Origin of the sequence: Psychrobacter sp. AOP7-B1-25, from assembly GCF_052376195.1 — a bacterium.
Taxonomy (GTDB): domain Bacteria; phylum Pseudomonadota; class Gammaproteobacteria; order Pseudomonadales; family Moraxellaceae; genus Psychrobacter.
On sequence record NZ_JBQSVK010000001.1, the window covers coordinates 193672 to 208113 of the forward strand.

Sequence of the window (14442 nt, forward strand, 5' to 3'; positions counted from 1 at the left end):
GTTTATCAACTTTAAATGTTTAACTACTCATCGATAATTGGGGTCAAACGCTTAATTTAACTGTCTGATCAATTGTGTAATAAATATATGTTGCTAGCTATACTAAAAAATTATACTAGAAATTAATGCTCAGCCCATTCAACTGAGTTTAAATCAACACCTTCTTGATACATATCCCAAAGTGGTGATAAGGCACGTAGTTTATCAACGGCTTCATGCATCTGTTTGATAACAGTGTCAATATCTTCGTCAGTGGTATAACGGCCAAAGCTAAAGCGGATTGAGCTATGTGCCAATTCGTCTGGGCGACCAATTGCACGTAGTACATATGATGGCTCAAGCGTCGCTGATGTACAGGCTGAACCTGATGATACCGCTAAGTCTTTAAGCGACATCATCAATGACTCGCCTTCAACAAAGTTAAAGCTGATATTTACAATGTTTGGCACGCTATTCTCAAGATCGCCGTTTAGATAAATCTCTTCGATGTCTTGCAGGCCATCCCAAAGTCTTTGACGTAGTTTGGCTGCATGTGCATGGTCTTCTTCATAACGCTCATTAGCTAAAGCAAATGCTGCTCCTAGACCAACGATCTGATGCGTTGGCAAAGTACCTGAACGCATACCGCGCTCATGACCACCGCCATGTTGCTCAGCTTTTAAGCGAATGCGCGGCTTACGACGAACAAACAATGCGCCAATACCTTTAGGACCGTATGCTTTATGGCCCGAGAAACTCATCAAATCAATTTTCATTTCTTCAAGATTGATTTTTACTTTACCAACAGCCTGCGCGCCATCAACATGGAAAACCACGCCAGCTTCGCGAGTGATTTCGCCAATTGCGGCAACATCAGTAATAGTACCAAGCTCATTATTCACCATCATAAGTGATACTAAAATCGTATCATCACGCAGTGCTTCTTTTACTTGCTCTGGCAAGATAAGACCTGTGCTTGGCTGCGGCTCAAGATAAGTAATTTCAAAACCTTCTTGTTCAAGCTCGCGGCAGGTATCTAGTACCGCTTTGTGCTCAATTTTACTGGTAATGATATGCTTACCACGAGACTGATAAAAATGTGCTGCACCTTTAATAGCTAGGTTGTCAGACTCAGTTGCACCAGAAGTAAAGACGATTTCGCGTGGATCAGCGTTAATGACTTCAGCAACTTGACCGCGAGCAGTTTCTACTGCTTCTTCTGCTTGCCAGCCGTAACCATGTGAGCGTGAAGCTGGGTTACCAAAGACACCATCTACAGTCAAATACTCGCTCATCTTAGTAGCTACTGATTTAGCAACTGGGGTAGTGGCGGCATAATCTAAGTATATAAGGTTGTTATGTTGGCTCATGCTGGGTTTGCCTCGCTGTTCGATAGAGTAATAGTATTAATGTCTTTTATGGAAATATCTTGTGTAGAGGTGTGCTGACGATCTGATACTGACTGCACGTTTTCCATATCTAATAATTGCGCTAATGTTATATTTTTCAAGTACTGTTCGATATGGTTTGATAGTGCACACCACAGATCGTGAGTTAGGCACATTGTACCACCTTGACAATCACCGCGCCCTTCACATTGCATCGCGTTTACCGACTCATCAACCGCAGATATGATGCTCATTACATCTATCTCATTCAATGGTTTAGCCAGATGATAACCACCTGCAGCACCGCGAATACTCGTGACAAGACCACGTTTACGAAGTTTAGAAAATAACTGCTCAAGATATGAGATAGAAATAGATTGCCGCTTGGCGATATCGGATAGCGATACAGCACTGTCTTGTTGGCTAGTCTGCAATGCCAAATCTAATAATGCGGTAACAGCGTATCTGCCCCGAGTAGTCAAACGCATGTGTTATCTCCAAACTTGATGTCATTTATGTTTAACAACGATTTTAGCCAAGAGTTTGCATGAGCACTCATAAAATAAAAAGAGTAATCAATAATACATCAGCTAAGTTTTGTTTTATCGCTATTGAACAACAGATGATTAACCCGATGTGTGCAACGATTAAGGTAATTATACTTAATCCCGAGTAATTTAGTCAAGATTAAAGTGTGGTTCAATGGTTAATCAAGCTTATTGCTATAATTGATAAAAACAATGATGTTTAGAAAAGATATGTGAGGGATACATGGGCAGCTTGATTTTTGTGCTACAGACACACTTAACAAAGTAAAAAATAAGCGTTCAATATCTATTGAAGACATTGAACGCTTATTTGTAGGTAATACAACGAGCCAAGACTAATTCATCAATAGGGCGACGACTGAACCGATCATAACAACGAGTGCAATGATAGTGACAATCATTAACGTTTTTTGCTTGCTCTGAAGCTCTTTTACGGTTGTTTCAAGTTTACGATTCTTGATGGTCAGGGTATTAATCTGCGTCTGCTGCTCTTTGATACGAAGTTTATAGTTGTTCTTTTTTTCTTCCAAATCAGCTTCTGTAGGTTTGGTTTTAGTTTTATCACCTTTTATTTTTTTGATTAGACCTTGGATTAGGCTGGCAAGCCCAAGTTGCATAATAAACTGTTTAACCAATTGTACTTGAATCGATTCACCGCGCATCTGTAACTTTTCAGTCGTTTCGCTATCATGAGTAGTGATAGCGTTAATAACTTGTATGCTATAGGCATTAATAACCACGTCAGGCTCACTACGGCCAATTGGCAGTTGAGCATCCAGTAGTACGCCCTTGGTATTAAAAGTAGCGAACACTTCTACATGTGGTAAATACAAGCGAAGCGCCACCACAGTACCTTGCTTGGCAAGTGGATAAGCGGCTTTACGCAATTCAGGATCCAAACGTAACAGCAATGTCAGCGCCGACTCGATAAATACTAGAATGATATTAAGAAAAGAGTGAGACAACGTAGAACGCTTCATGTAAATAATCCGTTTTTTATTTAGCAAATTTTATATTTTTAGCAAACAGAAGTCTGTATTCGCCTAGGATTTGCAGTGATATTTCGCTTATAGTAACGTCTTTATAATAAAAAGTAACGCTAGTTTCTGTAGTGGCTAAACTATTACATTACAATTTAGCAGTCAATAAAGACACTCTTATTTATGACCAGTAGTATACAAACATAACGAATAACAATGCATAGGCGCCAACTATCAAATGCTCAATGGCATAGACGATAGTAAACCCCATCGCCTCAGTGATGTAAATTAGCTTATATGAGAAATTCTTAACGCTTTGCGTAACATTAGGTGTCAAATACGTAGTATAGAGCACAAAAATATGTAAAATCGCTTGCGCTCCTTATGCTGCCTTGATATAAAGACGATAACAAAGAAGAACCTGCTAGTGCGCCAGTTAGGTAGTTTTTATTGCGTAAGCACCATGAGAGCGTTACAATACTTGGTGTGAGCATTTATTATCCCCTTAAACTTGAAGGAAATTTTATGAATAAGTCAGAATTAATTGATAGCATCGCAGACAAAAGTGGTCTAAATAAAACCCAAGCTGGTGATGCATTAAACGCTGTTATGGAAAGTGTTGGCGAAGCGCTAGAAGCTGGCGACAGCATCTCATTAGTTGGCTTTGGTACTTTCAGTGTGAAAGATCGCAAAGCACGCACTGGTCGTAACCCCAAGACTGGCGAAGAACTAAGCATTCCAGCAAGCAAAGTACCAAGCTTCAAAGCTGGTAAAAACTTAAAAGAGCGCTTAAACTAAGCCGCTTTTTTTAGCGTAGAATGATAGTCGGTGGACTATAGCTGAGTTAAGCAGACAGCCATCGAAGAGAGCACCTAATATTTAGGTGCTTTTTTTATCGCTATAGTTTGTATCATGCGCCGTGAATATTTTGAGTATAGATGAAAAATCACGTATCATAGGGCGCGCGATAGGTATGTCATTTAAGTCGTATTTCTTTAATAAAATTTGTTTTTTACTATAAAATGCATACGCTCTTACTCTTACCATTGCCAGCTTAGATAGCACTGATATTGGCAGGTTGCACTTAACAGCTCCTAGCAGTATTACAATGGTTTTTCATCAATATAGGTTAATAAAGCAGAGATAACTATGGATAAATTGCGCGATTTCTTAAAAAGCTGGCCAGGTCGCATTTTATTGATTTTATGCCTATCGCCGCTCGCTCTCTTGGGTGTCGAAAGCTATTTTGGCAGTCACGTCGATCCTAACCAGATTGCACAGGTAGGTGACTCAAGTGTAGGACTGTCCGAGTATCAAACTGCTGTCAATAGCCGTCGTTCTGAAGTGTTAGAGCAGGTCGAAGATGCCAGCTTATTGAATGAAGATGTGCTTCATGAGCAAGTATTAAAGGGTCTCATCGATCGTACGTTGTTGGAGCAGCAAGCAGGCAAGCTTGGCATGACAGTTTCTGATGACACGATCAATCGTTTGTTGCGCCAAGAGGAAATATTCCAAGACGCAGACGGTAACTTCTCAAACGATCAGTTTTCGAACTTTTTGCGTCAGCGCGGCATGACCAAAAACCAATTGTTTGCAGAATTTCGCAACCAGTTGAGCTTGGATCAATTAAATGCCAGTATCGTTGGTACGGCTGTCTATCCTATGCAAGCGGTTAGTCAATTAATTGATTTACAGCTTGAGTCACGCAACGTTTGGGTGCATCGCTTTAATTGGCAGGATTATGCTGACAAGGTTAAGCTCAGTAAAGCAGACATTCAATCTTATTACGATGCCAACAAAGACACACTAAAAAGTGCGGCAATGGTTGATTTGGCTTATTTACAACTGAGCCCTCAAACCATTCAAGTAACTGACGTTACAACAGAAGAGCTGCAGCAGCAATATGAAGCTTATAAGCAAGAACAAGCCATCGTTGATGAGCGTCAAATTAGTCAAATCTTATTAACAGGTGATAATGCTAAAGCAAGAGCAGAAAATGTTAAAGCTCGCCTAGATAAAGGAGAGTCTTTTACAGCCGTAGCTAAAGCAGAGTCAGATGATCCATCAGGTGAGACAGGTGGTGGTATCGGTCGCTTCAATCCATCAGTTTTTGGCAGTGATGCAGATACGGTACAAGCCGCACTAGAAGGGTTGAGTGTTGGTGATGTAACCGCGCCTATCAAGACCAGCTTTGGCTATCAGATATTTACTGTAACAGAAGACAATGGCAACAAAGCACCGACGCTAGATAGTATGCGTGATGAACTGACAGCAAAAGCAACAGATTATAAGCGTCAAGAGATGTATGCCGATAAAGTGACGGCCATTAATGACATGGCGGCAGATGGTTTTAGTATTGAAGACATTGCTCAACAAGAGAATGTGACATTGAAACGTTTGAAAGATTATCGCAAAGAGAATAATCAATCGGCACTGTCACAACCAGCAGTGATCAAGCAAGCCTTTGATGAATTCACCATTCAGGATCAAGCAGTGACTGCTGGTATCGAAGTGGGTAATGGAACTGTATGGGTGCAACCAAGTAACTATCGTCCTACTAAGACGCTTACTTTAGCAAATGCAACACCAAGAATCACCCAAATACTACGCCAGCAGAAAGCGACGGCATTAGCACTAAACGACGCCAAAGCAATAGCCGCTGGTATCAAAACGCCAGCTGATATTAGTAAGCAGTCGGTAAGCTTCCAAGCACTGGGTGAGATCAACCGTCAAACGACACAGCTAACAGACAAAGAGCGTGGATTGGCATTTAGCCAGCAGGCTGCTGCTGATAGTGTCGTCGCAATTGCTAGCGAAACTGAGACGGGTGCAACGCTATTGGTTGGAAATCGTATTAAGACCGAGCAGCAATCGTCGTTGTCTGACGCACAAAGAGCACAAACGGCCAGTATCATTCGTGACAACTTAGGTCAAGATCAGTTGCAAGATTATTTGGACTATCTACGTTTGGTGTATACGGTTGAGATTAATGAAAGCAACATGGCAAATGCACAAGGTCGATAAGTGTTTGCTAAATTATTTTAGATGTTTAAAAAGCCACTGTATCAATGGATACGGTGGCTTTTTTGTGGGGATTTTTTAACAATAATTATCACGAACTTCATATAGACTGAAAATCAGTAGCAGTACTTATGTTTGTTACTGCTACTAATACCAGCCTTAAATTAACATGTAATTATTTAGTGGCGGAAATGACGCATGCCAGTGAATACCATTGCGATACCGTGTTCATTAGCAGCAGCAATAGTTTCGTCATCGCGCATAGAGCCACCTGGCTGAATGATAGCAGAGATGCCTACTTCAGCAGCGTTATCAATGCCATCACGGAAAGGGAAGAACGCATCTGATGCCATAACAGCGCCTTCAGTCGCTAATCCAGCATGTTCTGCCTTAATAGCCGCAATACGTGCTGAGTTAACACGGCTCATTTGGCCTGCACCAACACCGATAGTGCGTTGGCCTTTTGCATAGACAATGGCATTAGATTTGACGTATTTTGCTACGTTCCAGCTAAATAGCAGGTCGGCAATTTGTGCTTCAGTAGGTTGTACGTCAGTGACGATCTTTAGGTCATTGGCAGTGATTAAGCCAAGATCTTGCTCTTGTACCAGCAGGCCACCGTTGACACGCTTATAGTCAAGCTGATTATCACGCTGATCTGGGGCTGGTAGCTCACCGCATACCAATACGCGTACATTTTTCTTAGTAGCTGTCGCTTCAAGTACACCGTCTTCGATACTAGGCGCAATGATTACTTCTACGAACTGGTTATCAATAATGGCTTTTGCAGCAGCAAGCGTCAATGAACGGTTGAATGCGATGATACCACCAAAAGATGATTCAGGATCGGTGCTAAAAGCAGTGTTATAAGCAGCTACTTGATCATTGTCAACTGCGACGCCGCAAGGGTTGGCGTGCTTAACGATTACACAAGCAGGGGTACTGAACGCTTTGACACATTCAAGCGCGGCATCAGTATCAGCGATATTGTTATAAGACAGTGCTTTGCCTTGCAATTGTTTAGCTGTCGCGATTGAAGCTTGTTTGCTTTTCAAAGGCTGGTTTTCAGTATAGAAAGCTGCGTTTTGATGCGGGTTTTCGCCGTAGCGTAGGTCTTGTGCTTTTTCAAGCTGTACATTGAATGTACGTGGGAAGTTTTCTGGTTCTTGAGTTTCGTTAACACGGCTACCTAAGAAATTTGCAATCATACCATCGTACTGTGCAGTATGCTCAAAAGCTTTTACTGCCAAGTCATAACGCAAAGCAGTTGTCAGTTCAGTACCACCATCTAAGGCGTTAAGTACACGGTCATAATCAGCTGGATCAGTCACGATACCTACATGTGCGTGGTTTTTCGCTGCTGAACGAACCATGGTAGGACCACCAATATCGATGTTTTCGATAGCGTCGTTCATAGTCACGTCAGCACGCGCGATAGTTTCAGCAAACGGATATAAGTTCACGACGACCAAGTCGATACGTTCAATCGCATGATCACTCATTACTGCATCATCTGTACCGCGGCGTCCTAAAATACCACCGTGGATCTTAGGATGCAGCGTTTTAACACGGCCATCCATCATTTCAGGAAAGCCTGTGTAATCTGATACTTCAGTCACGTCGACGTTGTTTTCTGTGAGCAAGCGATAAGTACCGCCCGTAGATAATAAACCAAAACCTGCTTTGAGAAGGCCTTGAGCAAACTCGACGATATTAGACTTATCGGAAACCGATAGTAGGGCAAGTGGGGTTGTACTCATAAGAAATCTTCCATAAAAAAAGCCTGACGTAAACGTCTGGCAAGGTGATGATGACAACTGTATGCCGTATCATGATAGATAAAGCGACGAACGTTTGATTGCCATAAATAATGACAGTCAATGATGGGTAAGCTCATATAGTAATGCTACATTAAATCATAGGTTTTCATTTTTTTGCGCAAAGTGCCTCGGTTTAAACCTAATATTTGAGCACATTTGGTTTGATTGCCTCTTGTTTTTTCTAACACGACAGATAAGAGAGGTTCTTCGATTTGCTTTAAAACCAGCTCGTATAAATCAGTAGGCATCTCATCTCCTAGCATCGCAAAGTATTGACGCACCACACGTTCTACATGAACTCGCAATGGTTGCTGTGCACTACTTGTATGATTCTGTGCAGCAAAATCAAAGTCGTGCGTAGAAGATTGGTATTCGTCTTTATTATAATCGGCAAGATGCTCAGAGCTTTTAGCAAAATGATTGGCATTATGCTGTGCGTGAGGTGCCATAAAATAAAATCCTTGAAATGAAGAAGAAGTCTGATTATAAGAGATTAGAACCATAGTATATCAAATTAATATTGCTTAGCGCTGACAGATTCATCGTTATCTTGGCTATCACGATCTAATTGAAAATGTATTTACAGTATATTTCCTACTTACACCCGTCTATGTACGACGCCCTAAATCAATAAAGAGCAGTCATCGTGACTTCTTGAATCTGAGCACTAGACACAGGGACAGTGAATAATAACTGCCTATCTGTATTGGCAGCTAACTGACTTTGCTTTCCTAATAAATAATCGTTTGGATCTGTAACGAATTCTCCAATGATATGGTCTCTACCGTAAACGCTTATTTTTATACTTGGATACAGTTGTGATTGCATGCTTTCATTGCTTAAAGTAGCGCTTATATCGCTAAACGTATCAGCAGTTTTAATCTGACTGCTTTTGTGACGGATATTGCTGATGGTAAGCGTTGATAAGTCCGCACTGGGTAAACTGCAAGCAGCAACAGAGCATATTGATTGGAGACGCTTAGCATGGGCTGGGTTTTTGACTAAGTTTTCTAAGTTAAAAATAACATACTGTGCCGCGAGTAGGAGTGCTAAAACCAAACAACCTAGTATCCACAATAATGACGCAATTGAACGTGTTGTTGGAGTTGGAGCAAACGGCAGCGGTGTTTTTCTTAAACGTTCTTCAGTAGCAGAATCTTCCTCTTTAATGGGTACTCCCATATCAGATAGAAGTTGTGATAAATCTGTGTCATCTGATGGTGATTCTTCGGGCTGATTTTGTTCCTCTAACAGTTTTTGTAGCCATGAATTATCATCAGTAGTGTCAACGTTTGCATGAATATCGTTGGCTGCTGCCGAGCTGAGTATGTCCTGCGTTGCTGGGGATGCTGCTGTTGTATTTGTAGATGTTCTTTTTGCTGACAGATGACTGTTTTTATCTATTTTCTTAGAGGAAGGGTCTTTGGTTTTTTCTTTTATTGCTATGCTAGAACCGGCATCATTTGGCTGGGATAACCATGCGCTCATACTATCTAGTGAGTCATACTCTTGAATATTTTCTTCTGGTTCATCTATATCCATATCATCATAGATTAAGTCGTCACGAATCAAAGTATCAGATGATTTTTTCTTATGAAGTGAAGATGTGGAGGTATTCGTCACATTTTGAGGTTTATACTGATTGCTACTAGTATTCGCTTTTTGTTCGTTCGGTATTGGTTGGTTTTGAGCTGCTTTTTTGTTGGGGACGCTCGTCTTGAGTGCAGGCTTGTGTATGACATCAGAATTTACCACAAGATGTTTATTGACCAAAAAGCTTTGCTGGCAACGATCGCAGCTAATGGTAGCATTGACTTGGTTCAGTTGAGTTTGTTTGACGCTATAGCAGTTTTGGCAATGGGGGCATTGGGTTTTTATTGGCGTGGTCATAAAGGTAAATCCAAAAAAGTATGGCTATCAATACCGTTTAGCCACTCACCAATTGTTGCCCACAATACTCTTTATAATTTTCAATTTAAATGAATTATGGGCAATGACAGAGTGGTGTCAAATGCATAATATTTGACTACCTGCTATCGTAACAGATGTAATTAAATGTTGCTAGCTAGTAAACGTACCTGATAAACGCTGCCAGTGTTGGTCTTCTTGTGCAGTAAAAGCATGTTTTGGATCAAGTGAAAAATAAGGCTGATAAGCCTCAGTTACTTGCTCAGTTTGCGATTCAATCAAGCCTGCCAATACGATACGGCCCTTAGGCGCAATTAGTGTGGCAAAGTAAGGTGCTAAACCAATAAGTGGCTTTGCCAAAATATTAGCAACGATGATCTCGACAGGCAAAACATCATTTTTCGAGCAATAATCTGTGAATTCTTCTGGTAAGAATGCCTGCAGACGATCACCTACATTGTTGCGTATCGCATTTTGATTGGTAGCAAGTACTGCTTGTGGGTCAATATCGACCGCATACACCTGACGCGCACCTAATAGCAAAGCAGCAATACCTAAAATGCCTGAACCACAACCATAATCGATGACCACTTTGTCCGTTAGGTCTTGCTCTGTTAGCCAGTCTAGGCATAGTCGAGTCGTAGCATGATAACCAGTACCAAATGCTAAGCCCGGATCCATAATGATATTAGTGGCTTCAGAATTGGGTGGCGTTATCCAGTTAGGTATGATCCATAAGTCATTAGCACATTCGATAGGATGGTAATTACTCATCCATTCGCGCTCCCAGTCCTTGTCATCAACAGCCGTTAGCCAGATACGAGTAGCCTGTACTTGTGCAGCGATTTCATGACTTAATTGCTCAACTGCTTGACGACTACCAGCATCTGTAGTTGCATCAAATAATCCTGTTAGTATCACCTCATCCCAAAGTGGTGATTCACCTGGAAGTGGCTCAAATAGAGGTTGATCGCCAGCATCGTCTAAAGCTATTGACAATGCACCTGCCTCTAGTAAAAGCGCTTCAGCCAAGTCGACGTTTGATTTTTCACATTGTAAATGCAGTTGTTGCCATGCCATAAAATTAACCTTAAGCGGAAATAAAAAATAAATGTAGATGTTAGGGGGATGCCCTAGATAAATCTATATACAGTCAAATACATAATGTATATAGGTGTTTTAATGAGTCTGAAATGTATAAATATGCAGTTATTAGCGTAACGCCTGTCTTGCCTCATTGACCACGCGTGAGTTACCTTGAGCTTGTCCTGATTGCAATATAACCTGCCATAATGCTCGTCTACGACTAGCACTTTGAGAAACACTAAGACCACGACGTGCCATCGCTTCTGCTTTACGAGGTTGGTTCTTTTTCAATGCTACTTGTGCCAAATAGAAATATACCGCCGATGACTTTGGTGCTAGACGCTGTGCACGTGTAAAGCTGCTCTCTGCATTGGTGAGGTTGCCCGCTTTCAGCTGATTGATACCTACTTGCATCAAATTGCGAAATGCGGGCAGATTACTATTGTTGTTGGCAGATTGTTGGGTACGTTGTTGTGAGTTTCTTCTAGCGTGCTCTAGTAGCTCGTTATGTGACGGTACGGACGGCTCGGAGATTATATAGTCATTAGGAGAGGGCGTAATGATAACAGGATCAGGCTGCGTCGTTTCTGGAATAGTAGGCGTAAATACAGGCGTTTCTTGTGTTAGTGGATTTGGTACTTCAGACTGTTCAACCGTATCATAAGGCTCGGCTGTATAGTTGTTTTCACTATCTGCTTCAGTGGTAGGCGCTTGGGTTATTGATTGTCCTGTCGGTTGAGATGTTGGTACTGTTTGAACAGGCGTTGTTTGCATCGTAGCTGATGTACTAGGCGCCGTCTGACAAGCACTTAGACCGAGCACACCAATGATCGCGCTACCTAAAAGCAGGATATTGCTTGACGTGATTTTTTTACGCCATAGCATCATTGTGTGTTTTACTGAAGTAGTTGTCCTCAAAGATGACACTATCATGTTAAAACCTTTTTTAAATATTAAAAGCTAGAAACCAAAAACAATGTTAGAACCATTCAACAGCGCGGTCATACCAGGTATCAGCACTGTCTTCATCGCTGCTACCCTCAGAACCATCAGATTCAACAGCTTCGCCATTTGGAATCTCTAAGCCTTCATTCTGATTGGTGTCACCTTGCTGGTTTTGAAACTGCGTTTGTTCACGCGCTCGCTCTTGCTGATATAGGCTCAGCGCGCAACTGCTAGCTTCTTCTGGCAAATGCGCTGATAAGACAGGTAGATAACGAGCGTTGGCGCAGCGTTCATTAGACAGTTTGCCTGAGTTGTTCTCTAGCCATAACCATTCAATACCTTCTGGCTCTGGCAGAGCAACCGGAGTTAGTTTTAGGCGTTTCATATAGTCAACCCAAACCGGTAAGGCGCCAGTACCACCACTTAAACCAATTGGCTTGTTATCATCACGACCAACCCAAACAACACTCACATAGTTGCCACTATAGCCTGCAAACCAAGCATCGCGGTAGTCATTTGTCGTACCTGTTTTTCCTGCTAGGTTCAAATTACTACCCAGCGATTGCGCGCGTCTAGCTGTACCATTTGAGACCACTTGTTGTAATGCATAGTTGGTCAAAAAGTTGGTTTCAGGTGGGATGCTGCGCTGAGTGTTAAGCCCCGTACGCTGTAAAATAAGGCCACGATCATCAATGACGGTACGAATGCTGTGAATAGGCGTACGAAAGCCACCAGTGGCAAAGACTTGGTAGATACCAAGCATATCCATCGGACTCAAATTAACTGAGCCTAATAATGCTGATGGGTAAGGTGGAATTTCTTCTTTAACACCCATACGCTGTAACTGCTTGGCAAAGGTATTAACACCAAATTCCATACCTAAGCGTACCGCTGCTTGGTTATAGGATTGAGATAGAGCCGAGGTAAACGGTACGTAACCATGATCACGATTGTCATAGTTCCTAGGGTTCCAGTCAGCACCATCGTTTAGATTGACGGTAATAGGTGAATCATCTACTGAACTGGCTAAGTTATAACGACCGCTCTCAAGCGCAGTCATATAAATAATAGGCTTCAGCAGTGAGCCAACTTGGCGTTTGGCATCGACAGCACGGTTAAACCCTGTAAACTCACTACCACTACCTACTACAGATACTAGCTCGCCAGTCTCAGGGTTAGCACTAACTAACGCACCTTGTAAATCCTTAGTTTTGCTACTATTACGGCGAAGCTCACCAAGTTTGTTATCAACAGCTTTATCTGCTGCCAATTGAGCGATAGGGTCTAAGGTACTAATAATGGTTAGACCTTCGTTCTTAAGGTCATCAGAATAATAAACAGTATTTAGTTCACGTTTAACAATATCTAAGAAGTCGGGAAACTGGCTTTTACCTTCGGTAGGCTTATCCACGATGCCAAGTGATTGCTCTAAAGCTTTATCGTAGTCTTCTTGGCTCAGTGTACCCATTGTCAGCATATTATTAAGTACCACATCACGGCGTGCTTTTGAGTCATTTGGATTGCGACGTGGGTTATAGATACTTGGACCTTTTGCCATCCCGACTAGCATGGCTTGCTGATCTAAGCGCAGTTCATTGAGCGGCTTGTCAAAATAAAACTGCGAGGCCAAACCAAAGCCATTGATAGAGCGATTGCCATTCTGACCCAGATAAATTTCATTCAAATAGGTTTGTAAAATCTCATCTTTGCTGTAATGCAGCTCAAGTAACACAGCCATCAATGCTTCGTTGGCTTTGCGCTTTAGTGTGCGATCCGAATTGAGATAAAAGTTTTTAATCAGCTGCTGCGTGATGGTCGAGCCACCTTGTCTGGCACCACCTGTAAAGTTGTTGATGACGGCACGGGCGATACCGCGTATCGATACCCCTTTATGCTCATAAAACGCGCGATCTTCGGTAGCGATGAGTGCATCGATCAATGGCTGAGGCACTTCGTCCAAAGACACGACCATGCGATCTTCGTTACTGTCTGGATAAATACCACCAATATTGACAGGCTCTAAACGAATAATCCCGCTTTTGGCAGGCAGAGTACTTTGAATGGACTCTACTTTGTTACCAGAAATCGTCATTTTGATGACTTGCTCGGCATCTTTATCATTGGCACTATATGTAAAGCCACGCGTGTGAATAAAGTAGGTATTGCCTGCCCGATGATAAGTACCCGTGCGGTCATAAGCCTTGTTGCTCTGATAGTTGAGCAATTCTAGCCATGTCTTCATCGTATCTCTATCGACATTAGCACCTTGATACAGCTCAAGTGGTTGCGAGTACACTTTGGCTGGAATATCCCAGCGCTTACCCTCAAACTTATGAGTAATAGTGCGATCAAGTTTGATCAAATACAGCGCCAACAGCACCATGCCTGCAATGATGACAATCAATAGCAGACTACTAAAGACCAAGCCGCGCTGCTGCGAGGGTAGCGTATGCATGGTAGACTTAGATGACGGTGAGAACTTGGTATTTGGTAACTTGTAATTAGGTTTTTGCACAGATGTCGCACCATTTTTGGATAAAAAACTGCCTCATAATGACGCAAATTGACAAATTTTTCAATCTATCATCGTCAACGCAGGCATTTATTGGTCATAGGTCATGAGTGATGTGATTACTCATAATGATAGCTTATAGTATAATCTCCATTGGAAATAACCGATACTTATAGTAAAGCATCAGCCACTTTCAATCTGGTAGATAAGCGTCATATAAGATAGCAATTTACGATTGTCCTCACGATGTATTTT

11 protein-coding genes are annotated in these 14442 nt (G+C 41.9%); 2 read left to right on the plus strand and 9 right to left on the minus strand.

The features are described 5' to 3' along the window. Positions 1-122 precede the first annotated feature (122 nt). From ACT3QR_RS00740 to ACT3QR_RS00750, 3 genes are all read right to left on the minus strand, one after another. Positions 123-1349 (minus strand): IscS subfamily cysteine desulfurase, encoded by a 1227-nt coding sequence (locus tag ACT3QR_RS00740; RefSeq protein WP_444519494.1) that lies wholly within the window; start codon positions 1347-1349, stop codon positions 123-125. After that, positions 1346-1855 (minus strand): Rrf2 family transcriptional regulator, encoded by a 510-nt coding sequence (locus ACT3QR_RS00745; RefSeq protein WP_444519495.1) that lies wholly within the window; start codon positions 1853-1855, stop codon positions 1346-1348. Before ACT3QR_RS00745 ends, ACT3QR_RS00740 begins: the two co-directional genes overlap by 4 nt. Before the next feature lie 395 nt (positions 1856-2250). Then, the gene (locus ACT3QR_RS00750) at positions 2251-2895 is read right to left on the minus strand and encodes a hypothetical protein (protein WP_444519496.1); all 645 of its coding nucleotides are present in this window, start codon (positions 2893-2895) and stop codon (positions 2251-2253) included. A gap of 525 nt (positions 2896-3420) precedes the next feature. Here ACT3QR_RS00750 and ACT3QR_RS00755 point away from each other — a divergent pair. After that, positions 3421-3693 (plus strand): HU family DNA-binding protein, encoded by a 273-nt coding sequence (locus ACT3QR_RS00755; RefSeq protein WP_045445077.1) that lies wholly within the window; start codon positions 3421-3423, stop codon positions 3691-3693. A 351-nt stretch (positions 3694-4044) separates the two neighbouring features. Further along, positions 4045-5919, plus strand: a complete 1875-nt coding sequence (locus tag ACT3QR_RS00760) for a SurA N-terminal domain-containing protein (protein WP_444519497.1) — start codon at positions 4045-4047, stop codon at positions 5917-5919. Between the two features lie 176 nt (positions 5920-6095). Here ACT3QR_RS00760 and purH read toward each other — a convergent pair whose 3' ends face one another. The 6 genes from purH to mrcB form a co-directional block, all read right to left on the minus strand. Then, the gene (purH, locus tag ACT3QR_RS00765) at positions 6096-7676 is read right to left on the minus strand and encodes a bifunctional phosphoribosylaminoimidazolecarboxamide formyltransferase/IMP cyclohydrolase (RefSeq protein ID WP_444519498.1); all 1581 of its coding nucleotides are present in this window, start codon (positions 7674-7676) and stop codon (positions 6096-6098) included. Positions 7677-7822: 146 nt separating this feature from the next. After that, complete coding sequence (gene fis, locus ACT3QR_RS00770) at positions 7823-8185, minus strand: DNA-binding transcriptional regulator Fis (RefSeq protein WP_444519499.1); 363 nt, start codon at positions 8183-8185, stop codon at positions 7823-7825. 178 nt (positions 8186-8363) lie between these two features. Then, complete coding sequence (locus tag ACT3QR_RS00775; protein ID WP_444519500.1) at positions 8364-9626, minus strand: DUF3426 domain-containing protein; 1263 nt, start codon at positions 9624-9626, stop codon at positions 8364-8366. A 171-nt stretch (positions 9627-9797) separates the two neighbouring features. Beyond that, complete coding sequence (gene prmA, locus ACT3QR_RS00780; protein WP_444519501.1) at positions 9798-10724, minus strand: 50S ribosomal protein L11 methyltransferase; 927 nt, start codon at positions 10722-10724, stop codon at positions 9798-9800. A 132-nt stretch (positions 10725-10856) separates the two neighbouring features. After that, the gene (locus tag ACT3QR_RS00785) at positions 10857-11663 is read right to left on the minus strand and encodes a tetratricopeptide repeat protein (RefSeq protein WP_444519502.1); all 807 of its coding nucleotides are present in this window, start codon (positions 11661-11663) and stop codon (positions 10857-10859) included. A gap of 46 nt (positions 11664-11709) precedes the next feature. After that, positions 11710-14130: a penicillin-binding protein 1B gene (gene mrcB, locus ACT3QR_RS00790; RefSeq protein WP_444519837.1), complete on the minus strand. Its 2421-nt coding sequence runs from the start codon at positions 14128-14130 to the stop codon at positions 11710-11712. Between the last annotated feature and the right edge of the window lie 312 nt (positions 14131-14442).